This window comes from Streptomyces sp. NPDC088923, assembly GCF_044749745.1.
GTDB lineage: Bacteria > Actinomycetota > Actinomycetes > Streptomycetales > Streptomycetaceae > Streptomyces.
Window position 1 is genome coordinate 41,932 of the sequence record NZ_JBIVIO010000008.1, and the last position, 22,661, is coordinate 64,592.

Here is a 22,661-nt window from a genome sequence, read left to right on the forward strand (position 1 = left end):
GCTTGCCATGATCTATCCATCGACCGGAACGAACGAGCGAACGAGTAGACGGACGAGAGGAGCGGTGGCGATGGCTGACGCGAGGACGGCGGCGAAGGCGCCCGTGGAGCGGGCCGAGGCGGCGGCGGAACAGGACGAGGGGGCGGCTCTCCAACGCCGTCGCAGGGACGCGCAGCGTGCGGCGCGGCGGGCGTTGAGCCGGCCGCGGATGCGGGACTCGCTGGGGGAACGGATCGAGGAGCTGGCGCGGCTGGCCGGCACGGTCGCCGACCTGGACGAACCGGTGGACATCTACGGCGGCGGGATCGTCGCCGAGCTGGAGGAACGGGTCGCCGAGTTGCTCGGTACGGAGGCCGCCGCGTTCTTCCCGAGCGGGACGATGGCGCAGCAGGTGGCGCTGCGTGCCTGGGCGGGACGGACGGGGAACCCCGTCGTGGCACTGCACCCGCTGGCGCACCCGGAGGTGCACGAGCGGGACGCGCTCCACACCGTGAGCGGGCTGCGCACGGTGCATCCGACGCGGGCGCCGCGGCTGCCGACGGCGGCGGAGGTGGCGGCGCTGGAGGAGCCGTTCGGGACGCTGATGCTGGAGCTGCCGCTGCGGGACGCCGGTTTCGTCCTGCCGAGCTGGGAGGAACTGGTCGACGTGGTCGCGGCGGCCCGGGAGCGGGACGCGGTCGTGCACTTCGACGGGGCGCGCCTGTGGGAGACGGAGACGCACTTCGGGAAGGACCTGCGGGAGATCGCGGCGCTCGCGGACAGCGTGTACGTGTCCTTCTACAAGTCGCTCGAAGGGCTGGGCGGGGCGGTGCTCGCCGGTCCGGGGCAGCTCGTCGACGAGGCGCGGGCCTGGCGGCACCGGTACGGGGGCCAGATCTTCCAGCAGTTCCCCACCGCGCTGAGCGCCTTGATCGGCCTGGAGCGCGAGCTGCCCCGGCTGCCTGAGTACGTGGCGAGGGCGCGCGAGGTGTCGGCGGCGCTGCGGCGCGGCCTGGAGCGGTCCGGTGTGTCCTGGTACCGGTTGCACCCGGAGGTGCCGCACACGCACCAGTTCCAGTTGTGGCTGCCGTACGCGGCGAGGGAGCTGGACGAGGCGGGGATCGCGCAGGCGCGGGAGCGGAGCGAGAGCCTTTTCGGCGCCTGGCACGACCAGCACGTGCCGGGGATCGCGTTCACGGAGGTGACGGTCGCCGGGGCGGCGCTGGAGTGGCCGGACGAGGGCGTCGAGGACGCGGTCGTCGATTTCGTCGGGCGGCTGCAGAAGGGGAGCCGGGCGGGAGAGGAGGAGCGGGGTTGAGGCGTCGGGTCGGGGTGCGGCCGCTGTGGGCTGACGGGAGGTGGCGTGGGCGGGGCACCATGGTGCGGTGAGCGTCGTCATCGATATCGCCGGGCTGCCCCACGACCGGGTCCGGGTGAAGCCCTCGCCGCTGGCGGAGCTGGGCATGGCGCTGCACGCGTTCACCGAGTCCCGGCACCATCCACGGCTCGCGGCGTGGGTGACGGCGACCACGGCGCGTCTGGCCCCGCACCTGGCCGACCGGCTGGAGGAGGCGAGGTTCCTGTGGGGTGCGGCGTTCTCGGACGTCTTCACGGCCTTCGCCGGGCTGCCGGCGGAGGAGGAGGCGCAGCCCGCCGGAACGCTCGCCGAGGAGCTGGACCTCCTGGACCGGGTGCCGGACGAGGACTTCGTGGCCGCGCTGCTCGAATCGGTGTGCGATCCCTCGTACGGGGCGTACGGAACGCGGATACCGAGTCCGCTGACGGACGTCGTGGTGCGGAGACGCACGCTCACTCTGGCGGCGGCGCAGGGCCGGCCCCTGGTCGACTTCACCCAACGGGTCCTGGCCGATCCGGGGTGGGCACGGGAGTGGTTCCGGGGCTTGATGACGGAGTGCGAGGAGGCGTTCTTCGCCGACACATGGCGGCGGGTGGGGCCGGGCCTCGCGGCCGACGCGCGCCACACGGCGGAGTTGCTGCGCCGCAAGGGCCTCGGCGCGGCTCTGGCCCACGCCTCACCGGCCATCACGTACGACGAGGAGACGGCCCGCATCACGGTGGACAAGCTCACCGCGGCGCGGACCGCGGCGGCGCCGCAGGGGCTGACGCTCGTGCCCACGCGGCTGGGCAGCCCGCACCTGATGGTCTTGCACCGGCACGGCTGGCAGCCGGTACTGCACTACCCGGTCGCCTCGCAGGACCCGCCGCCCGGGCCGACGGTGGAGGAGCTGACGCTGCGGATGGAGGCGCTCTCGCACCCGGTTCGGATGCGGATGTGCCGCCTGCTGTCGCGCTCGGCGTACAGCACGATCGGGCTGGCGGAGGCACACGGGCTGAGCGCCCCGGAGGTCTCCCGGCACCTCGCGGTGCTGAAGCGTGCGGGCCTGGTCACGTCGAGCCGACGCGGCCGTTACGTACTGCACGAGCTGGACCTCGAACTCGTGGCCCGGCTGGGGACGGACTTCGTGGGGCACCTGCTGAGGTGACCGGGGCGGGAGCGCCTGCCTGCGGAGGGGAGGAGAACTGACGGAAGGGAGTGAGGGGGTGGAGGAGGTGCACGGTCCGGTGATTCAGGCGCCGGGGCCCCCGCCGACGCGGACGATGCCGGTCTCGTAGGCGAGGACGACGACCTGCACGCGGTCGCGCAGGCCGAGTTTGGTGAGGACACGGCCGACGTGGGTCTTCACGGTGGCCTCGGAGAGGACGAGCCTGGCGGCGATCTCCCCGTTGGACAGGCCCTGCGCCACGAGCCGCATGACTTCCTGCTCGCGGCCGGTGAGCCTGTCGAGTTCGGGGTGGGTGGCGGGGCCGGTGCCAGGCAGCATCGGTGCGAAGCGGTCGAGCAGCCGGCGCGTGGTGCTCGGCGCGACCACCGCGTCCCCGCTGTGCACGGCCCGGATCGCGGCGACCAGTTCGCTGGGCGGCACGTCTTTGAGCATGAAGCCGCTGGCTCCCGCGCGCAGGGCGGAGAAGGCGTACTCGTCGAGGTCGAAGGTGGTGAGGATCAGCACGCGCGGCGCATCCGGACGCTCATGAATCCGGCGCGTGGCCTCGACCCCGTCGAGCCGCGGCATCCGCACATCCATCAGCACGACATCGGCTTCGACACGCTCCAGCGCCTCAAGCGCCTCCAGTCCGTCCCCCGCCTCACCGACCACCTCCAGGTCCCCCTGCGAGGCCAGCACCATCCGGAAACCGGCCCGGAGCAGAGCTTGGTCATCGACGAGGAGGATGCGGATGGGAGCGGGAGCCCCCGGGGCGCCGGCGGTGGCAGGGTCGGCGCTGGGGACGCCCGGGCCAGGACCGCCGGAATCGGGGGCGGGTGAGCCTGCGGGGCCGGGGGCGGTCGCTCCAGGGCCGGGGGTGCGCGGATTGGAGGGGTCGGGGGCAGGCGTTGCCGGGCGGGGGGTGTTCGGGTCGGAGGGGCCCGGCGTGGCAGTTCCGCGGGCCGGGCTGCCCGGATCGGAGGAGCCCGGCGTGGCAGTTCCATCGGCCGGGCTGCCCGGATCGGAGGGGCCGGGAGAGGCCTCGGAAGGGGAGGCGCCTGAGGCGGGGGGCCGTGAGCCGAGAGCGCGGGGGACAGGAGCGACCGGGGGAGGCGAGGCCTGCGGGCCGGAGGCGATTGGGCGGGGGGTGTTCGGGTCGGCGGCGCTCGGGGCGGGGCTGCTCTGGCCGGGGACGAGCGGGCGCGAGGCGATTGGGCGGGGGGTGCTCGGGGCGGGGGTGCTTGGGGCGGCGGCGATCGGGCTGGCGGCGCGCGGCTCGGCGGCGCGCGGCTCAACGGCGCTTGGGCCCACGACGCTCGGGCCGGCGGCGCTTCGGCCGGGAGTGCTTCGGCCGGGAGTGCTTCGGCCGGGAGTGCTCGGGCCGGGGGGTGGGGCGGGTGGCATGGGGTTCCTTCGGGGACGGGGCGGAGGTGGGCGCCGGGCGCGGGCGGGACGTGCGCGGAGGTGTGGGGCGGGCGTTGGGGCCGGCGTGGGTGGGTGGGGGTAGGAGGGCGGGCCCGGGGTGGGCGGAGGTGGTGGGCGGAGGTGGTGGGTGGAGGTGGTGGGTGGAGGGGCGGGGGCGGGGGGCGGGGGGGGAGGCCCCCCCGGGGGCAAGTGGGGGTCAGGTTGTTTTGAGGGGGAGCAGGGCGCTGATGCGGAAGCCTCCTCCTGGGCGGGGGCCTGCGTCGAGGGTGCCGCCGACCATGCCGACGCGTTCGCGCATGCCGATGAGGCCGTGGCCGGCGCCGTCGGCGCCGCGGTCGGTGGTGAGTGCGGTGGGGGCGCCGCGGCCGTCGTCCTCGATGAGGAGGCCGAGGCCGTCGTCGAAGTAGACGAGGCGGACGCTGGCGCCGGCGTCGGGCCCGCCGTGTTTCCGGGTGTTGGTGAGGGCTTCCTGCACGATGCGGTACGCGGTGAGTTCGACGCCGCGCGGGAGTTGTCGTACCGCGCCCTCGATACGGAAGTCGACGGGCAGCCCGGCGCCTCTGACCTGCTCGATCAGCTCGTTCATCTGGTCGACGTCGGGTTGGGGGACGTACTCGCCCGCCTCACGGGGTTCGCCGGTGCGCAGTACGCCGAGCAGGCGGCGCATCTCGGCGAGGGCCTGTCGGCCGGTGGCGGAGATGGTCTCCAGCGCGGTACGGGCTTGTTCGGGCGAGCCGTCGAGCACGTAGGCGGCGCCGTCGGCCTGGACGACCATGACGGAGACGTTGTGGGCGACGACGTCGTGGAGTTCGCGGGCGATGCGGGCGCGTTCGGCGGCCACGGCGACCTTCGCCTGTGCCTCCCGTTCGCGTTCGAGACGGGCGGCGCGTTCTTCGAGGTGGGCGAAGTAGGCGCGGCGGGTGCGCAAGGAGTCACCCATGACCCAGGCCAGCACGAAGGGCACCATCAGGATGCCGGTGAAGAAGATCGCCTCGGAGGTGCCCGCGGTGCGGGTGGGCCAGCGCAGTTCCGCGACGGGGGCGGCGAGGAAGGCGCCGACGAGGGCGAGGCGCGAGGACCAGCGCGCGCCTTGGGAGGCGGCCGTGTAGACGGCGACGAGGAGCGCGAAGTCGCCGACGAAGACCTGGACGCCGAGGACGAGCTGGGCGACGCCGAGGACGATGGCGAGCAGCAGGACGCGTTCGGGGCCGCGGCGACGCAGCCCGACGACGCAGCCGAGGCCGATGAGGACGATGACGGACAGCGGGATGCTGCGTTGCCCGTGCTGTCCCGCGAAGGTGAGGAGCGTCACCACGACGAGGAGCACGGCCCAGCACCCGTCGACCCACGAGGGGTGTCTGCGGATGAAGTCGTAGAGGCGCTGCACGTTGCCCAGCGTAGGAACGGGGACGAGGGGGAGGGGTCAACCGAAGGGCCGATCCGGAAGCGATCACCGTACTCCCCAAGGTGGAGAAGCCCCCATCCGCCCGGTCACCGGCCCCCGCACTCCCCCGCTCGCGGGCCTTACGCGGCGGTCACAGCCACCCTGCGCCCCGGCTACGGCCACCCGGCGCCTCGGTCACAGCCACCCGGGCCGCCGGGCACGGCCACCCTGCACCCCGGTCACGGCCACCCGTGCCCCCGTCCCGGCACCCGGGGCCCCTGTCCCGGCACCCGGGCGCACTTTCCCGGCACCCGGGCGCACTTCCCCGTCACCCCACCCCGCCCCGCTCCTCGCCCAGATCATCCGCCCCCGCCGCCCCGCTCCCCCTCACCCCAGCGGCGCCCCACCTCCGTCCCCGCCCCGGCTCCCGTCCCCGTCCCCGCCCCCGGAAGCCCCTCCGAGCAGCGCCGTCAGACCCGGCGCGCCCGGCGTCTCCCGTACCACCTCGCCCGCCCCGAGCCCCACCCCCTGGAGCAACCACCCGAAGCCCCCGAGCCCTGCGGGGTCGGTCAGTTCGGCCGCTTCCCCGGCCTCCGCCAGGGCCCGCACGTACGCGGTGGGGTCGGTGCTCGCGAGCGAGAGCGGCGGTCTGCTCCCCGCGACGCCGAGCGCGCGCAGCGCCTCGCGTTGGCGGGTGAGCGTCGCGGGGCCGTGGTGCGCGGTCGCGGCGGCGCAGGCGTCGAGTGCCACGTGGGCGGTGAGGTCCGTCGTGCCGTCCGGTACGGGGGCGACCTCGCGCCCCGCGCGGAAACCGGTGAGCGTGCCGAAGGCGGGGCGCGCGTGCGCGCAGTGCGCGTAATCGACGGCGACGGCGAGGCCGCGCCCGAGGCGCGAGACGGCCGCGGCCCAAGCGGCATCTCGCCCCGCACCGGACTCGGCACGCATCCCCGGCTCCACCCGGACCCCCGGCTCCCCACGACCCACCGCGCCCGAGCCCGCACCCTCCCCAGAACGGCCGCCCGCACCCGCACAGCCCCCCGCCCCCGTACCGCCCCCGTGCTCCCCCACCGGCCACCACCGCGCGAGCCACTCCGCGTCCGCGCCGCTCACGAGCTCCCCGAGCCGTTCGCTCCCGTCCGGCGCGACGAGGACGATCCGCGGCACGCCGTCCGCGTCGGTCTCGACGACGTCGACGGGTACGTTGTCGAGCCACTCGTTGGCGAAGAGCAGACCGGTGAGGCCGGGGCCGGGGACCTCCTCGCCCCACCCGATCCGCCAATCGAGCCCGTCGGGCCGAGGGGCGCGCTCGACCCCGTACGGCCGCAGTCGCGCCGCCGTCCCCGGGGGGAGCGCGGCGAGGACGCCGGTGAGGAGTTCCCCGCGTCCGGCGCCGACGTCCACGAAGTCGAGCGCGGCCGGGGCGCCGAGCACGGTGTCCAGCTCGGTGAGGAGTCGGGCGACGGCCCGCGCGTAGAGCGGGGAGGCGTGCACGGAGGTACGGAAGTGCGCGGCGGGGCCCGGCCCGGCGGAGCGGTAGAAGCCGCCCGGCCCGTAGAGAGCCGTGTCCATGGCTTCGCGCCACGGGAGCGGCCACGAAGGCGGCGGTACGGGGGACGCCTCGGGGGCGGCGCGTCGAGCGGTCACACGCGCACCATAGCCACGCGTCCCACGCACCCCGGCCACGCGCCCCACGCACCCCGGCCACGCGCCCCACGCACCCCGGCCAGACACCCCACGCCCCCGCCACGCGCCCGCGCAGCCCGACGCCCCCACCACGCGTCCGCGCAGCCGGACGCCCCCCGCCCCCTACTTGTCGATGTCCCCCACCACGAAGAACAGCGACCCGAGAATCGCCACCATGTCCGCCACGAGCGTCCCCGGCAGCAGCTCGGTCAGCGCCTGGATGTTGTTGAAGGACGCCGAGCGGAGCTTGAGGCGGTACGGGGTCTTCTCGCCCTTCGACACCAGGTAGTAGCCGTTGAGTCCCAGCGGGTTCTCGGTCCACGCGTACGTGTGGCCCTCGGGGGCCTTCAGGACCTTCGGGAGGCGCTGGTTGACGGGGCCCGGGGGCAGCTCGGCGAGGTGGTCGAGGCAGGCTTCGGCGAGGTCGAGGGAGTTGTGGGTCTGGTCGAGGAGGCACTCGAAGCGGGCGAGGCAGTCGCCTTCCTCGCGGGTCACGACGCGCAGCACGTCCTGGAGTTCCCCGTAGGCGAGGTAGGGCTCGTCGCGGCGCAGGTCGAAGTCGACGCCGGAGGCGCGGGCGATGGGCCCGCTCACGCCGTACGCGTGGACGGCGCGCGCGGAGAGGACGCCGACCTCGCGGGTGCGGCCGCGGAAGATCTCGTTGCCGAGGATGAGCCCGTCGTAGTCGGGCATCCGCTCGCGGACGCGCGCGAGGGCGGTGCGGACGCGCTCCGGCCAGCCGAGCGGGATGTCCTCCTTGAGGCCGCCGACGCGGTTGAACATGTAGTGCATGCGGCCGCCGGAGACCTCCTCCATGACGGCCTGGAGTTCCTCGCGCTCGCGGAAGGCGTAGAACATGGGCGTGATGCCGCCGAGTTCGAGCGGGTAGGAGCCGAGGAACATGAGGTGGTTGAGGACGCGGTTGAGTTCGGCGAGGAGTGTGCGCAGCCAGACGGCGCGCTCGGGGACCTCCATGCCGAGCATCCGCTCGACGGCCATGACGACGCCGAGTTCGTTGGAGAACGCGGAGAGCCAGTCGTGCCGGTTGGCCAGCATGATGATCTGCCGGTAGTCGCGGGCCTCGAAGAGCTTCTCCGCGCCGCGGTGCATGTATCCGATGACGGGTTCGGCGCTCACGATCCGTTCGCCGTCCAGGACGAGCCGCAGCCGCAGCACGCCGTGCGTGGAGGGGTGCTGGGGGCCGATGTTCAGCACCATGTCGGTGCTCTCGGCCGCGCCGCCAATGCCGATCACGGTCTCCGTCATGGTTTCAGTCTCTCGCACCTACGCTGGACGGATGGAGACGGGGACGCGCCCGGGCGCGGACGACGGCATAGCGAACGGCGGCGGTACGGGCCCGAGCGGCGGTACGGGCACCCGCGGCGGTACGGGCACCTGCGGCGGTACGGGCACCCGCGGCGGTACGGGCCCGAGCGGCGGTGCTCCCCCCGCCGACACCCCCTGGCTCCGTCTCCCGCGTCAGGTCCTCGCCCTGCGCCGCCTGCTCCTCTCCCTCTGCACCGTCCCGCTCGCCGTGCTCGTCGCCGGGCTCGTGGGCTGGCTCGCGGGTCCGGTGTGGGCGCTCTTCGCGCTGCTGCCGCTCGCCGTGCTCGCCTGCGGCTGGGTTCTGCTGGCCCGCAACTGGCGCTCGTGGGGCTACCGCGAGCGCGCCGACGACCTGCTCCTCGCGCGCGGGGTGCTGTGGCGGCGCGAGACGATCGTCCCGTACGGGCGGATGCAACTCGTCGAGGTGACCTCGGGCCCGGTGGAGCGCCGGTTCGGCCTCGCGAGCGTGCAACTGCACACCGCGGCGGCGGCGAGCGACGCGCGCGTCCCCGGGCTTCTCCCGGCGGAGGCCGAGCGCCTGCGGGACCGGCTCACCGCGCTCGGCGAGGCCCGATCGGCGGGCCTGTGAGCGACACGGCGGGATGGCCGACCGGCCCGTACGAGAAGCCGCCCGCCCCGGGCCCCATGCCACCCGCCCCCTTGCCCGCCCCGGCACCCGTGCCGCCCGCCCCCATGCCGGCCCCCGCACCCGTGCCGCCCGCCCCCGCCGCGCCCCCGTCCCCCCTCCCCCGTCCCGAACGCCGCCTCCACCCCCTCACCCCCCTCCGCCGCGCCTGGGCCCCCGTCGCCGTGGTCCTCGGCTGGGCGGTGCACGACCCGAACGGGACGTACCGGCAGCTGTCGGCGCTCGCGACAGGGACGCTCGTGCTCGCGAGCCTCGGTGTCGTCCTCGTCGCCTGCGTGTACGGGGTGCTGAGCTGGTGGGTGACGTGGTTCGCCGTGACGGAGAGCGAGTTGCGCATCCGTTCGGGGGTGCTGTTCCGGCGTACCGCGCACATTCGTCTCGACCGGCTCCAGGCCGTGGACGTGACGCGTCCGCTGCTCGGGCGGCTCGTGGGCGTGGCGAAGCTGAAGCTCGACGTGGTGGGCGCGAAGTCGAGGGACGAGCTGGCGTATCTCGCCGAGGCGGAGGCGCGGGTGCTGCGCGCGGAGCTGCTCGCGCGGGTCGCGGGGGGCGCGGTGCGGGGGCCGGAGGAGACGGAGCGGCGGGTGCTGTGGCGCGTCGCGCCGGGGCGGCTCGCGGGTTCCGTGCTGCTGAGCGGTGGCCTGTTCGGTTCGCTGTGCGGCGCGGCGCTCGTGTCGGGGCTGCTGTGGACGGCTTCGCACAGCCTGTGGTCGATCGTCGTGACGGCGGTCCCGATCGTGGGCGGCGCCGCGACGAAGCTGTTCCGTACCTACGCGAACGCCTATGACTGGACGGTCGGCGAGTCCCCCGACGGGCTGCGCCTGGACCACGGGCTGCTGGAGACGGTGCACGAGACGGTGCCGCCGGGGCGGGTGCAGTCGGTGCGGCTCGTGGAGCCGTTGCTGTGGCGGGTCTTCGGATGGGTGCGGGTCGAGTTGCACGTGGCGGGCTCGCAGAACTCGGTGCTCGTCCCGGTCGCGCCGTACGCGACGGGCCGCGCGCTCGCGGCGCGGGTGCTGCCGGGTACGGGGATTCCCGAGCCGGTACGACCGCCGGGCCGCGCCCGCTGGCGGCTCGCGTGGTGGTGGCGGGGCCAGGGCCTCGCGGTGGACGGGCACCTCTTCGTCGCCCGGCAGGGGCTGCTGCGCCGTACGACCTCGCTCGTCCCGCACGCCAAGGTGCAGAGCGTCCGCTTCACGCGGGGCCCCTGGGAACGCGCCCTCGGTCTCGCCTCGCTGGCCGTCGACCACGGCGCGAACGGTACGGTCCGCGCCCGCGCCCGCTCCGCCGAGGAGGCCCGCGCCGTCTTCCACGCCCAGGCCGCCCGCTCCCGCACGAGCCGCCGCACGGCCGCCCGGCAGGAACGGCCGCACGAGCGCGGCTGAGCCACGCGGGCGCGGCTGAGCTAGGCGGGCGTGTCCAGCCCTTCGCGTACGAGGACAGCCGCCGCGAGCAGGCGGGCGCGGGCCCAGTCGGGGTGCGCACCGAGCGCCTCCGGCTCCCACGCGGCCGCGCCGCCCTCGTCGCTCAGCCGCGCGAACAGCGCGTCGATGGCGCGCAGGTCTTGTACGGAGTCGGGGTCGAGGGCGCGGGCGGCGGTGAGGGAGGGGACTCGTCGATAGGCGTCGTCGTAGCTGAGCGCGAGCTCGTCCACGGGCACCCCGTACCGCGTGATCCAGGCATGCTGCGTCTCCGCGGAGGCGGCGAGCAGGGCGAGGGACTCGCCGAGGTAGGCGCGTGCGGCGGCGGGGCCGGGATCGGAAGCCGGACCGGTTGCGGTCATCCTCCGATGCTGAGCTCCTGAGCCCCCGCGCGCGAACCCTTTACGGCCCCCTCGCGACGCGCCGCATCGCCTCCGCCTCCGCGCACGCTCCCGCGCGCCCCCGCACGCGACAAAGGCGCGGGCCCCCGGCCCGCGCCTTCGCTCACCGAACTCCCGGGCTCCGGGGCTCCCGGGCTCTCGGCTTCCAGGCGCTCCCGGCACCCTGCTCCCGGACTCCCGTCGCCGCCGCGGTCTCAGGCCCCCATCGCCTGCCGCAGTCCGCCCACGTCCAGCTGTTCCGTCTCGTCGTGCGCCGTGAGGTCGATGACCTCCTCGGTCGTGACCTGTTCGGTCGCCGCGGCCTCGGCCGCTTCCTCGCCCACGACGTCCGCGAGGTCCGCGTGCTGTACGGCCTCGCGGACGGCGGCGGGGACCTCGGCGGGGTGGCGCGGGGCCGCGCTGTGCGCGCCGAAGAAGTCGAAGCTGCCCTGCGGGACGGGGCGGCGCGGCACGGGGGCCGGGCCGAATGCCGAGGCGGCGGCGATCTGGCGGCGCGCGGGCGGGACGGCGGCGGGGGCCGTCCCGGGGTGGGCCGCGGCGTGCTCGGCCGGGGCCTGTGCGGCGCCGGAAGCGAGGTCGGCGGCACCGGTACGGGACCGGGCAGCGCGGTGCGCGAGGGCGGTCAGGGCCGCGTCGGCGCGCGCGTACAGCTCCGGCGTCGGCAGGGTGGCCCGCGGCGCGGGCGGCTGCGGGGCCGGGTGCCGGTCGGTGCCGGCCGGGGGCAGGGCCCGGGCCGGGGAGGCGGCTTCGATGGCGAGCCTGCGGCGGCCTTCGAGTGCGTTGGCGCGGCCGGTCTCGGCGGCGGCGTAGCGGCGCAGGAGGGCGGCGTGCTCGTTGCGCAGCGCGGCGAGTTCGGCGCGCTTGGCGCGCACCTTGCGGGCCAGTTCGCCCCGCTGCTCGCGCGATTCCTCCAGCTCCGTCTCCAGCTCGGCCACGCGTTCCTCGTGGCGCCACTCGTCGGCGCCGCGCGCGCGGTCGAGTTCGGCGACGCGCAGCCCGGCGACGCTGTCCCAGCGGCGCGTCACGACGGCGCCGGTGAGCGCGGCGACGGCGACGAGGAGCACGAGCCCGCGCAGGACGAGCGCCTGGCCGCTGAACCAGGAGGCCCCGGCCCCGAGCACCGCCACCACGGCGATCGCGGTGGGCGGCAGCAGCCGGTGCAGTGGTGGGGAGTGACGGTGACGTCCGTGTGGCATGGCCAGAAACTTACCGCGCGTAGGCAATTTACGGAGCCCCGGCCGGAAACATGTCAGCCCGTCAGATAAGGAAAAGCCCGAAGCCCGCACGAACGGACCGGGAAATTCCGCATGCGCGCGCCATCGGGCGGCTTCCGGAGGCACGCGGGACCCGCCGTACGGCCCCCTCACCGGTGCGGTGAGGGGGCCGTACGGGCTGCCCGCCGCGTCCTCCCTACGACGGGGTCCCGCGCCTCCGGAATTCCGCTCAGCCCTTCACGAGCCCCTTCTCCTTCAGGTAATCCGCGGCGACGTCCTTCTCCTTCAGCCGTTCCGCGTCGACCTTCCGGTTGAGTTCCACGAGATCGTCCGTCGTCAGGGTTTCGTTGAGCTTGTCGAGCGCACTGGCTATCGCGGAGTCACCGGCGTCCTTGGCGTTGACGACGGGAATGATGTTGTCGGCGTTCTGGAGTTTCTTGTCGTCCTCCAGGACGACGAGTCCGTAGCTCTCCAGCGTCGCGTCGGTCGTGGTGGTGAGGGCGAGCTGGTCCTTGCCGTCCTTCACGGCCTGCTTGGACTGCGGGGTGCCGACGCCCTTGGGGTCGATTCCGGCCACGTTGATGCCGTAGGTCTTCTTCAGGCCCGGTGCGCAGAAGGGGCGGGTCGCGCACTCGTCGCCCGCGGCGACGGTGACCTTCTCCTTCGACTCGCCGAGGTCGGAGAGGGTCTTGAGCTTGTGCTTCGCGGCGAAGTCCTTGGTGACGACGAAGGCGTTCTGGTCGACGGCCTTCCCCGCGTCGAGGACCTTGAGGCCCTGGGGCTCGGCGAGCTCGCGCAGCGCGGTGACGGTCGCGTCGACGTCGCTGGAGGCGACGGGCTTCGCGTCCTCGCCGTTCTTGGCGTGGTTGAGCCACTCGGCGAGCGTCGCCGCGTACTCGGGCACGATGTCGATCGAGCCCTTGCGCAGTTCGGGCTCGTACACCTCGCGGTTCTGCACGGTCTTGACCGAGGTGCTGTACCCGGCGTCCTTGAGGACCCCCGCGTACAGCTCGGCCATGACCTTCGCCTCGGTGAAGCGGGCGGCGCCGATGACGAGCGAGCCCTTCTTGTCTCCTCCGTCGTCGTTCTTGCTCGCGGAGGAGTCCTTGCCGTTGTCCTCCAGGCTGTCGCCGCCGCACGCGGTGAGTCCCGCGGCGAGTGCGGCGGTGGCGAGCACCGCTCCGGCCAGCCGCGCGCGGTGCGTGTTCCTGCTCATGTCGGGGTCTCCTTCATTGGTTCACGGGGGTGTTCACAGAGATGTTCAGGGGGGTGTCTCGTGGCACGGGGTATCGCGAAGTCGGTGGGTGCGGGCGCGGGTGTACGGGTCTCAGGCGGCGGCCGGGGCTGGCTCCGCGCTTGTCCCCGTGTCGCCGCCCGTGTCGGCCTCCGCGGCCTTGCCGCGTCGGTGCCGCATCGGGTCCGCCCAGCGTCCGACGAGCACGAGGAGTCCTTCGACGAGCAGCGCGAGGACCGCGACGAGGAGGGCTCCGGCGACGACCTGGGAGGTGTTCTGGAGGTTGAAGCCCGCCGTGATGACGCGGCCGAGGCCGCCGCCGCCCGGTATCGCGGCGAGGGTCGCGGTGGCGACGGTCTGCACGGCGGCGCTGCGTATCCCGGTCATGAGGAGCGGGAAGGCGAGGGGGAGTTCGACGCGCAGGAAGACCTGCCCGCCGCTCATGCCCATGCCGCGCGCGGCCTCGACGACGGCGCGGTCGGCCTCGCGCATGCCGATGTAGGCGTTGGTGAGGACGGGGGGTATCGCGAAGAGGACGAGCGCGATGAGCGTCGGCGTCTCGCCGTGCTGGCGCAGCGGGGTGAGCGAGAGCAGCGCGAGGAGGGCGAGGGTGGGGATGGCGCGGCCGATGTTGGAGATGTTGACGGCGAGCGCGCCGCCCTTGCCGAGGTGGCCGAGCCAGAGGGCGACGGGCAGGGCGATGAGGCAGGCGACGAGCATGCTCAGCCCGGTGAAGCCGAGGTGTTCGAGCAGCCGGTGCTGGACGCCGGCGTCGCCGCGCCAGTTCTTCCCGGCGCCGAGCCAGTCGAAGGCTCCGGTGAGCGCGTTCATATCGCCTCCGCGGGCGCCGGGTTCGTACGGGAAGCGGCGCGACGCGCCTTGCGGGGCACGCGGCCCGCGCGGGTCCACGGGGTCAGGAGCCGCTGGAGGCCGAGGAGGAGCAGGTCGGCGGCGACGGCGAGGACGACGCACAGCACGGACGCGGCCAGCACCTGCGCCTTGAAGGTCGTGTCGAGGCCGTCGAGGATGAGGGAGCCGAGGCCGCCGTAGTCGACGATCGCGCCGACGGTGGTGAGCGCGACGGTGGAGACGGTCGCGATGCGGACGCCGCCGAGCACGGCGGGCAGCGCGAGGGGCAGTTCGACCTCCCACAGCAGGCGCCAGGACCCGTACCCCATGCCCCGCGCGGCCTCGCGGGCCTCCTCGGGGACCGCTTCGAGTCCGGCGAGGATGTTCCGCACGAGGATCGTCAGCGAGTACAGGACGAGGCCCGTCACGACGAGCGCGGGGGAGAGCCCGAAGACGGGCAGGAGCAGCGAGAACATCGCGAGCGAGGGGATCGTGTACAGGATCGTGGTGACGCCGAGGACAGGGCCCGCGAGCGGCTTGTAGCGGCGGGCGAGGACCGCGAGCGGCAGCGCGACGGCGAGGCCGATGGCGACCGAGACGACGGTGATCAGCACGTGCTGCACCGTCGCGTCCATCAGTTCCTGGCTGCGGGTTCGCAGGTACTCCCCGCAGATCCACTCGTTCGTGACCAAGCAGTTCTGTCCGCTCATGCGCGAGCCCACCCCCTCCGGTCCTCTTTCGCCCCCGGACCTCCCGAGAACAGCCGTCCGACTACCCGCCGGCGCGCACGCCAACCCCGCCGCGTCCGTACCGTGACCGAGCCGTGGGCGGGTCGTGCGCCGGGCGCGCGGGCCGCCGTCACACGGCCCCGCCCCCGTCCGCGTTCGCACACGTGGTCGATCTGCCGCGAACCCTAACCCGCGCCACTGACAATCCCCCGAACTCTTCGCCGCGCCGTGGCATTCCGGCAACGGGGGGCAACACTGGAGAGATACGACCGACCACAATGGGGACCCATGATCCGGTTCGAGCACGTCAGCAAACGCTACGAGGACGGCACCACGGCCGTCGACGACCTGTCCTTCGAGGTCACGGCCGGTGAACTCGTCACCCTCGTCGGCCCTTCCGGGTGCGGCAAGACCACGACGATGAAGATGGTCAACCGGCTCATCGAGCCGACGGCCGGGCACATATTCCTCGACGGCGAGGACATATCCGGCATCGATCCGGTCGAACTGCGTCGCCGCATCGGCTATGTCATTCAGCAAGTGGGCCTGTTCCCGCACAAATCGATCCTCGACAACACGGCGACCGTGCCGCACCTGCTCGGCTGGAAGAAGGCGAAGGCGCGCGCCCGCGCCGCCGAACTCCTCGATCTCGTGGGCCTCGATCCCTCCGTCTACGGCGATCGCTACCCCGAGCAGCTCTCCGGCGGGCAGCGCCAGCGCGTCGGCGTGGCCCGCGCGCTCGCCGCCGATCCGCCCGTACTCCTCATGGACGAGCCCTTCGGCGCGGTCGACCCCGTCGTGCGCGAGCGCCTCCAGTCCGAGTTCCTGCGCCTCCAGGCCGCCGTGCACAAGACGGTCCTCTTCGTGACGCACGACATCGAGGAAGCGGTCCGGCTCGGCGACCGCATGGCCGTCTACGGGGCGGGCCGCGTCGAGCAGTTCGACACACCGAGCACCGTCCTCGGCGCCCCGGCGACCGAGTACGTCGCGGACTTCGTCGGCGCCGACCGCGGCCTCAAGCGCCTCTCCGTCACCCCGATCGAGCCCGGCGACCTCGAACAGCCCCCCGTGGTCCGTCTCGGCGACCCGCTGGCCGCGGTCTCCGCGCGCCTGCGCGCCGAGGACGCCCGCTGGGCCGTCGTCCTGGACGAGGCGGGCGCGCTGCGGGGCTGGATCGGCGGTACGGGCGACGAGGCACCGGAGACCGGCACCGTCGCGGACCGGGTCCGCCGCATGGAGGCGTGGCTGCCGGTCGGCGCGACGCTCAAGCAGGCGTTCGCGACGATGCTCCAGCACGACGCGGGCTGGATCGCCGTGACCGACCCGGACGAGGGCGACCGCTTCCTCGGCGTCCTCACCCCGGCCCGCCTCCACGAGGCCCTGCGCCGCTCGACGGTGGCCGACGCGCGCGACGTGGCCCGCGCGGAGATCGCCCTGGAGACGGTCAGCTCGGTCTGAACGGGCGGGGGCGGCGGCAGGGGCTCGCGGGTACGGGGCGTCCCGTACCCGTACCGCGGCCCCGCGCCCCGCCGCCCCCGTCCCGCCCCTCCCCCGTACGCCCCCTGACCAGCGTCGGCGCGCCGGACCCGCGCGTCCGCGCGCCCGCTCCCGCGCGCGTGCAGCGCCTACCCTGGGCGCCATGAGTACGTTGCGTGGGCGCGGTCGCGTCGAGGGTCTGCCCGAGTGGGACCGGTGCGCGGTCATGGGGGTCGTCAACGTGACGCCTGATTCGTTCTCGGACGGGGGACGCTGGTTCGACACCGAGGCCGCGGTGAAGCACGGCCTCGAACTCGTCGCCCAAGGCGCCGACCTGATCGATGTCGGTGGCGAGTCGACGCGCCCCGGCGCCTCGCGCGTCGACGAGGCGGAGGAGCTGCGGCGGGTCGTGCCCGTCGTGCGGGCGCTCGCCGCCGAGGGCGTCACGCTGTCGGTCGACACGATGCGCGCGCGGGTCGCCGAGGCGGCGCTCGACGCGGGGGCGCACCTCGTCAACGACGTGAGCGGCGGTCTCGCCGACGCCGCGATGGTCCCGATGGCCGCCGCGACGGGCGCGCCGTTCGTCGTGATGCACTGGCGCGGTTTCAGCGAGGACATGAACGCGCGCGCCGTCTACGCGGACGTCGTCGGCGAGGTGGTGGGCGAGCTGGAGCGGCGCATGGCGGCGGTCGTCGGGGCGGGGGTCGCGCCCGAGCGGATCCTGCTCGATCCGGGGCTCGGCTTCGCGAAGGCGACCGAACACGACCTCGTGCTCCTCGCGCACCTCGACCGGCTCCGCGCGCTCGGCCGCCCGCTGCTCGTGGCCGCGTCCCGCAAGCGGTTCCTCGGCCGCGTGCTCGCGGGCGACACCGCGGCGACCCCGCCGCCCGCGCGCGAGCGCGACGCGGCGACCGCCGCGGTCTCGGCGCTCTCGGCGGCGGCGGGCGCCTGGGGCGTGCGCGTGCACGAGGTACGGGCGAGCGCGGACGCGGTACGCGTCGCGCGCGCCGTCGAGGCCGCCCGGTGAGCGCCCGCACGGCGGCCGAGGAGGTCGAGCAGGCGAACGCCGCCTACTACGCGGCGATGGAGGCCGGCGACTTCGACGCCCTCGCCGGGCTGTGGCTGGACACGACGGACGACGTCAACGACGGGGACGGCTCCGACATCGCGTGCGTGCACCCGGGGTGGCCGGTGCTCAGCGGGCGCGGCGAGGTGCTGCGCAGTTACGCGGTGATCATGGCGAACACCGAGTACATCCAGTTCTTCCTGACCGACGTCGCCGTCACGGTGCACGGCCAGACGGCACTGCTGACCTGCACCGAGAACATCCTCTCGGGCGCCCCGGCCCCCGAGGACGAGGAGGGCCCGGGACCGCTCCTGGGTCAGCTCGTCGTGGCGACGAACCTCTTCCGCCGCACGGCCGCGGGCTGGCGCCTGTGGTCGCACCACGCCTCGCCCGTCCTGACCAGGGACGACGACGAGGAGGAGGGGCCCGACGAGGAGTCCTTGGGCCCGGGGGACGCGACGCCGGCCTGAACCGTACCGGAGCTCGACGGCGGCCCGCTCCGGGCGAAAAATCCGCTCACTCCTTGGAGTGAGCGGATTTTTCACTTGGGCGGAGTTATCCACAGATTGCCGGAGTTGGTGCGGTGGGGGCCTGAACACCTGGAAGACTTGATGTCGGGGAGCCCCCCTGGGAGGGCGGGGGCTGCGCTGAGCTCCTCCAGACACGCCCGAAGCCCCCGTCACGCACACCCCACCCCCCACCAGGCACGCCCCCAGCACGCCCCCACCCCATCCCCGCCCCCCACCCCATCCATCCCCGCCGAATCCCCCCACCCCCCTTCCACGCCCCCCGCCAGCCCGCGCGGGTAGATTCGAATACGCCAGAAGCATTCGAACGCGGCCCCGCCGTGCCGGACGGCGCCGCCCGCGTCGTCCGGGCGGGCCCCCGGGGACCGACGACCGCTGGAGTGAGTACGTGGATCGTGTCGCGCTGCGCGGCCTGCGCGCCCGGGGGCACCACGGTGTCTTCCCCGAGGAACGCGAAGAGGGCCAGACCTTCGTGATCGACCTGAGCCTCGGCCTGGACACGCGTCCCGCCGCGGCCGGGGACGACCTGGAGCGGACGGTGCACTACGGAGTGGTCGCCGAGGAGGTCGTCGCCGTCGTCGAGGGCGAGCCGGTGGACCTCATCGAGACCCTCGCCGAGCGCATCGCGCACACCTGCCTGCGGCACGCGGCCGTGCGCGAGGTCGAGGTCGTCGTCCACAAACCCCAAGCGCCCATCACGGTCCCCTTCGACGACGTGACCGTCACCATCACCCGGAGCCGAGCATGACCGCACGCGACCAGGTCCACGGGGACCCCACCGTCCAGCCGGTGCCGGCGTCCGTCGTCGCCCAGGTGGACGCCGCCGACACCACGCTGTCCAACCCGCACCGCGCCGTCGTCGCCCTCGGCTCGAACCTCGGCAACCGACTGGAGAACCTCCAGGGCGCGATCGACGCCCTGGAGGACACCCCGGGCCTGCGCGTCAAGGCCGTCTCCCCCGTCTACGAAACCGAGCCCTGGGGCGTCGAGCCGGGCAGCCAGCCCTCCTACTTCAACGCCGTCGTCTCCATCCGCACGACGCTGCCCCCCTCCTCGCTCCTGGAGCGCGCGCACGCGGTCGAGGAGGCGTTCCACCGCGAGCGCGCCGAGCGCTGGGCGCCGCGCACGCTGGACGTGGACATCGTCACGTACGCGGACGTCGTCTCGGACGACCCGGTGCTCACGCTGCCGCACCCGCGCGCCCACGAACGTGCCTTCGTCCTCGCGCCCTGGGCCGACATCGAGCCCGGCGCGAGCCTGCCCGGCCGCGGCACGGTCGGTGAGCTGCTCGCCGCGGTCGGCGACGAGGGCGTCACCCCCCGCAGGGACCTGGAACTGATCGTCCCCGAATAGCCGTTAGGGTCGACGAGGGGCGCTCGCGGACGGGCCACGGGGCCCGTGCGCGTACGAAGGGACGACACAGGTGCAGAAGCTCCGCCTCCGGGTGCTCGCCGGGATCTTCCTCGTGGCCGGGGTGCTCGCCTGGGCCGGGGCAAGGCTCTGGGACGCGTACGGGCAGCTGCCCTCCGTGCCCGTCGCCGCGCCCGTCGTCTTCTTCGCGCTCGCCGCGCTGCTCCTCGCCACGGCCCTGTCGATACGTTCCCGGCTGCGCGCCCAGCGCGAGCGCAGGCAGGGCGCCGAGGGCGTGAATCCGCTCCAGGCGGCGCGCGCCGTCGTCCTCGGCCAGGCGAGCGCCCTCGTCGCCGCCGTCGTCGCCGGGCTCTACGGCGGCATGGGCGTCTTCCTGCTGACCCGCCTCGACGAACCGGCCCGTCGCGAACAGGCCGTCTACGCCGGTCTCACGGTGCTCGCGGGCGCGGCCGTCGTCGCCGTCGCCTTCTTCCTGGAGCACGTCTGCAAGCTCCCCGAGGACCACGACGACGACACCCCGCACCCGGCGACCTGACCGGGCCGCGCGCAGCGCGAACAGCTCACCGCCAACAGCTCAGCGTGACGAGCTCACCGCGCCATGATCAGGCTCATCGCCTCGGCGCGCGTCGCCGGGTCGCGCAGCTGTCCCCGTACCGCCGAGGTGAGCGTCTTGGCGCCCGGCTTGCGCACGCCCCGCATCGACATGCACAGGTGCTCGCACTCGATGACGACGATGACCCCGCGCGGCTCCAGTATCCGCATGAGCGCCTCGGCGACCTGCGTGGTGAGGCGTTCCTGCACCTGGGGGCGGCGCGCGTAGACGTCGACGAGGCGGGCGAGCTTGGAGAGCCCGGTGATCTTGCCGTCGGAGGCGGGGATGTAGCCGACGTGGGCGACGCCGACGAAGGGCACGAGGTGGTGTTCGCAGGTGCTCTGCACCTCGATGTCCTTCACGAGGACCATCTCGTCGTGCCCGAGGTCGAAGGTCGTGGTGAGCACCTCCTCCGGCTCCTGCCAGAGCCCGGCGAAGATCTCCTTGTAGGCGCGGGCGACCCGGCCGGGGGTCTCGCGCAGCCCTTCGCGGTCGGGGTCCTCGCCCACGGCGATGAGGAGTTCGCGGACGGCGTTCTCGGCCCGCTTCTCGTCGAAGGCACCGATCGTGCCCTCGCCGTCCAGGGTCACCGGGTCGGTCATGTCTGCCTCGTTCCGTTGCCGTGCCGCCGCCCGGGGCCGGTGCCCGGACCTGGGGATACGGGAAAACCCGCCCCCTCCAGGCTAAAACCTGGTGGGGACGGGCTTCATTCCGGGCTCGGCCCGGGGTGTGCTCCGCCTCGATCGCTCAGCTGTCGCCGCGCTCCTCCGGGGAGGACTCGGGCTCGGCCTGCGGCGTCTTGTCGACGGAGACCTGGCTCGGCTGGGTGCCGTTGGCGCCCACGGTGCCATGGGCACCGTGCGTGAGCTGGAGTTCCTTCGGCGAGAGCACCGGCGGCCTGGTCGAGGGCGTCCGGCGGGACGATCCGGTCCACGCCGGGCGGGCCGGGCGCTTCACGATCGGGGCGAAGATCTCGGCGATCTCCTCCTTGCCGAGGGTCTCCTTCTCCAGGAGTTCGAGGACCAGGTTGTCGAGGACGTCCCGGTTCTCGACGAGGATTTCCCACGCCTCGTTGTGCGCCGTCTCGATGAGCTTCTTGACCTCTTCGTCGACGAGCGCCGCGACCTCTTCCGAGTAGTCGCGCTGGTGGCCCATCTCGCGGCCCAGGAAGGGCTCCGAGTTGTCGCCGCCGAACTTGATCGCGCCGAGCCGTTCGGTCATCCCGTACTGGGTGACCATGGCGCGGGCGGTACCCGTGGCCTTCTCGATGTCGTTCGCCGCGCCGGTGGTCGGGTCGTGGAAGACGAGCTCCTCCGCGGCCCGGCCGCCCAGCATGTAGGCGAGCTGGTCGAGCATCTCGTTGCGCGTGGTCGAGTACTTGTCCTCGTCCGGGAGCACCATCGTGTAACCGAGGGCACGCCCGCGGGACAGGATGGTGATCTTGTGCACCGGGTCGGAGTTCGGGGAAGCCGCCGCGACCAGGGCGTGTCCGCCCTCGTGGTACGCGGTGATCTTCTTCTCCTTGTCCGACATGATGCGGGTGCGCTTCTGCGGCCCTGCGACGACGCGGTCGATGGCCTCGTCGAGCATGCCGTTGTCGATGAGCTTCTTGTCGCTGCGCGCGGTGAGGAGCGCGGCCTCGTTGAGCACGTTGGCGAGGTCGGCGCCGGTGAAGCCCGGGGTGCGCCGGGCGACGGCCGCGAGGTCGACGCCTTCGGTGACGGGCTTGCCCTGCACGTGCACCTTGAGGATTTCCAGCCGGCCCTGCATGTCGGGGCGGTCGACGGCGATCTGCCGGTCGAAGCGGCCCGGGCGCAGGAGCGCCGGGTCGAGGATGTCGGGCCGGTTCGTGGCGGCGATGAGGATGACCCCGCCCTTCACGTCGAAGCCGTCCATCTCGACGAGCAACTGGTTGAGCGTCTGCTCGCGCTCGTCGTGCCCGCCGCCGAGGCCCGCGCCGCGGTGCCGGCCCACGGCGTCGATCTCGTCGACGAAGACGATCGCCGGGGCGTTCGCCTTGGCCTGCTCGAAGAGGTCGCGCACGCGGGAGGCACCGACACCGACGAACATCTCGACGAAGTCGGAGCCGGAGATCGAGTAGAACGGCACCCCGGCCTCGCCGGCCACCGCGCGGGCGAGGAGGGTCTTGCCCGTGCCGGGAGGCCCGTAGAGGAGGACGCCCTTGGGGATCTTGGCGCCGACGGCCTGGAACTTCGCCGGTTCCTGGAGGAATTCCTTGATCTCCTGGAGTTCCTCGACGGCCTCGTCGGAGCCCGCGACGTCCGCGAAGGTCGTCTTCGGGGTGTCCTTCGTCAGAAGCTTCGCCTTGGACTTCCCGAACTGCATGACGCGGGAGCCGCCGCCCTGCATCTGGTTCATGAGGAACAGGAAGATGAGGACGATGACGATGATCGGCAGCAACGAGAAGAGGATGCTGAGGAACGGGCTCTGCTTCGACGGCTGGACGGTGTAGCCGTCGGGGATCTTGTTGTCCTGGTACTTGTCCTGGAGCGTGTCGGCGAGTGCGGTGCCCTGGTCACCGATGTAGCTCGCCTGGATCTTGCCGCTCCCCTCGACCTTCTGGTCCTTCTTCAGCTCGACCTTGATGATGTGGTCATCGCCGGTGCTGAGCTTGACCGCCTTCGCCTTGTCCTGGTCGATCGCCTTGACGACCTGACCGGTGTCCACCGTCTTGTAGCCGCCGGACGAACCGACGAACTGCATCAACACGACCACGGCGAGGACGGCCAGCACGATCCACATGACCGGCCCACGGAAGTATCGCTTCACGTCCATCCACACGGAGCGGGATGCGCCCCGTCCCTCCTGCCATAG

21 protein-coding genes are annotated in these 22,661 nt (G+C 73.5%); 10 read left to right on the top strand and 11 right to left on the bottom strand.

The features are described 5' to 3' along the window. Positions 1–70: 70 nt before the first annotated feature. Together ACIP4O_RS25415 and ACIP4O_RS25420 are read left to right on the top strand one after the other, a co-directional pair. Complete coding sequence (locus tag ACIP4O_RS25415) at positions 71–1,297, top strand: threonine aldolase family protein (RefSeq protein ID WP_401577842.1); 1,227 nt, start codon at positions 71–73, stop codon at positions 1,295–1,297. Positions 1,298–1,364: 67 nt separating this feature from the next. Next, a complete protein-coding gene (locus tag ACIP4O_RS25420) occupies positions 1,365–2,483 on the top strand; it encodes a DUF5937 family protein (protein ID WP_401577843.1) in 1,119 nt (372 codons plus the stop codon). 84 nt (positions 2,484–2,567) lie between these two features. On the opposite strand, the gene ACIP4O_RS25425 is transcribed toward ACIP4O_RS25420, so the two are convergent. The 4 genes from ACIP4O_RS25425 to ACIP4O_RS25440 form a co-directional block, all read right to left on the bottom strand. Then, positions 2,568–3,236 (bottom strand): response regulator transcription factor, encoded by a 669-nt coding sequence (locus ACIP4O_RS25425; protein WP_361324034.1) that lies wholly within the window; start codon positions 3,234–3,236, stop codon positions 2,568–2,570. A gap of 868 nt (positions 3,237–4,104) precedes the next feature. Beyond that, a complete protein-coding gene (locus tag ACIP4O_RS25430) occupies positions 4,105–5,295 on the bottom strand; it encodes a sensor histidine kinase (RefSeq protein ID WP_361323213.1) in 1,191 nt (396 codons plus the stop codon). 384 nt (positions 5,296–5,679) lie between these two features. Beyond that, positions 5,680–6,861, bottom strand: a complete 1,182-nt coding sequence (locus ACIP4O_RS25435) for an SAM-dependent methyltransferase (protein WP_401578162.1) — start codon at positions 6,859–6,861, stop codon at positions 5,680–5,682. 237 nt (positions 6,862–7,098) lie between these two features. After that, positions 7,099–8,241: an NADH-quinone oxidoreductase subunit D gene (locus tag ACIP4O_RS25440; RefSeq protein WP_361323215.1), complete on the bottom strand. Its 1,143-nt coding sequence runs from the start codon at positions 8,239–8,241 to the stop codon at positions 7,099–7,101. 31 nt (positions 8,242–8,272) lie between these two features. Between ACIP4O_RS25440 and ACIP4O_RS25445 the strand changes: the two genes are divergently transcribed. Both ACIP4O_RS25445 and ACIP4O_RS25450 read left to right on the top strand, forming a co-directional pair. After that, positions 8,273–8,890: a PH domain-containing protein gene (locus ACIP4O_RS25445; protein ID WP_401577845.1), complete on the top strand. Its 618-nt coding sequence runs from the start codon at positions 8,273–8,275 to the stop codon at positions 8,888–8,890. 104 nt (positions 8,891–8,994) lie between these two features. After that, positions 8,995–10,332: a PH domain-containing protein gene (locus ACIP4O_RS25450; protein ID WP_401577847.1), complete on the top strand. Its 1,338-nt coding sequence runs from the start codon at positions 8,995–8,997 to the stop codon at positions 10,330–10,332. A gap of 20 nt (positions 10,333–10,352) precedes the next feature. Here the strand turns inward: ACIP4O_RS25450 and ACIP4O_RS25455 are convergent, their stop codons facing one another. From ACIP4O_RS25455 to ACIP4O_RS25475, 5 genes are all read right to left on the bottom strand, one after another. Then, positions 10,353–10,730, bottom strand: coding sequence for a hypothetical protein (locus tag ACIP4O_RS25455; protein ID WP_401577849.1), 378 nt, complete (start codon positions 10,728–10,730; stop codon positions 10,353–10,355). 233 nt (positions 10,731–10,963) lie between these two features. Next, complete coding sequence (locus ACIP4O_RS25460; protein WP_401577851.1) at positions 10,964–11,965, bottom strand: hypothetical protein; 1,002 nt, start codon at positions 11,963–11,965, stop codon at positions 10,964–10,966. A gap of 247 nt (positions 11,966–12,212) precedes the next feature. Continuing rightward, a complete protein-coding gene (locus ACIP4O_RS25465; protein ID WP_401577853.1) occupies positions 12,213–13,199 on the bottom strand; it encodes an ABC transporter substrate-binding protein in 987 nt (328 codons plus the stop codon). Positions 13,200–13,310: 111 nt separating this feature from the next. Continuing rightward, positions 13,311–14,048 carry an ABC transporter permease gene (locus ACIP4O_RS25470; protein ID WP_401577855.1) on the bottom strand — a complete coding sequence of 246 codons (738 nt, stop codon included), beginning with the start codon at positions 14,046–14,048 and terminating at the stop codon, positions 13,311–13,313. Beyond that, entirely contained in the window at positions 14,045–14,776 is a 732-nt protein-coding gene (locus ACIP4O_RS25475; RefSeq protein ID WP_401577857.1) for an ABC transporter permease, read from the bottom strand. Before ACIP4O_RS25475 ends, ACIP4O_RS25470 begins: the two co-directional genes overlap by 4 nt. 306 nt (positions 14,777–15,082) lie before the next feature. On the opposite strand from ACIP4O_RS25475, the gene ACIP4O_RS25480 reads away from it, so the two are divergent. The 6 genes from ACIP4O_RS25480 (at position 15,083) to ACIP4O_RS25505 (ending at position 19,769) form a co-directional block, all read left to right on the top strand. Next, positions 15,083–16,252 (top strand): ABC transporter ATP-binding protein, encoded by a 1,170-nt coding sequence (locus ACIP4O_RS25480; protein WP_401577859.1) that lies wholly within the window; start codon positions 15,083–15,085, stop codon positions 16,250–16,252. A 181-nt stretch (positions 16,253–16,433) separates the two neighbouring features. Beyond that, complete coding sequence (gene folP, locus ACIP4O_RS25485) at positions 16,434–17,297, top strand: dihydropteroate synthase (RefSeq protein ID WP_401577861.1); 864 nt, start codon at positions 16,434–16,436, stop codon at positions 17,295–17,297. Then, on the top strand, positions 17,294–17,806 hold the full coding sequence (locus ACIP4O_RS25490) for a nuclear transport factor 2 family protein (RefSeq protein ID WP_361323241.1): 513 nt from the start codon (positions 17,294–17,296) through the stop codon (positions 17,804–17,806). Before folP ends, ACIP4O_RS25490 begins: the two co-directional genes overlap by 4 nt. Before the next feature lie 445 nt (positions 17,807–18,251). Beyond that, complete coding sequence (gene folB, locus ACIP4O_RS25495; RefSeq protein WP_361323256.1) at positions 18,252–18,611, top strand: dihydroneopterin aldolase; 360 nt, start codon at positions 18,252–18,254, stop codon at positions 18,609–18,611. Beyond that, positions 18,608–19,216 carry a 2-amino-4-hydroxy-6-hydroxymethyldihydropteridine diphosphokinase gene (gene folK / locus ACIP4O_RS25500; protein ID WP_361323259.1) on the top strand — a complete coding sequence of 203 codons (609 nt, stop codon included), beginning with the start codon at positions 18,608–18,610 and terminating at the stop codon, positions 19,214–19,216. The genes folB and folK overlap by 4 nt, the downstream gene beginning before the upstream one ends. A 70-nt stretch (positions 19,217–19,286) precedes the next feature. Continuing rightward, complete coding sequence (locus ACIP4O_RS25505) at positions 19,287–19,769, top strand: DUF3180 domain-containing protein (RefSeq protein WP_361323262.1); 483 nt, start codon at positions 19,287–19,289, stop codon at positions 19,767–19,769. Between the two features lie 53 nt (positions 19,770–19,822). Here ACIP4O_RS25505 and folE read toward each other — a convergent pair whose 3' ends face one another. Together folE and ftsH are read right to left on the bottom strand one after the other, a co-directional pair. Beyond that, the gene (gene folE / locus ACIP4O_RS25510) at positions 19,823–20,428 is read right to left on the bottom strand and encodes a GTP cyclohydrolase I FolE (RefSeq protein WP_401577865.1); all 606 of its coding nucleotides are present in this window, start codon (positions 20,426–20,428) and stop codon (positions 19,823–19,825) included. Positions 20,429–20,573: 145 nt separating this feature from the next. Next, positions 20,574–22,622: an ATP-dependent zinc metalloprotease FtsH gene (gene ftsH, locus ACIP4O_RS25515; RefSeq protein WP_401577867.1), complete on the bottom strand. Its 2,049-nt coding sequence runs from the start codon at positions 22,620–22,622 to the stop codon at positions 20,574–20,576. Positions 22,623–22,661: the final 39 nt, after the last annotated feature.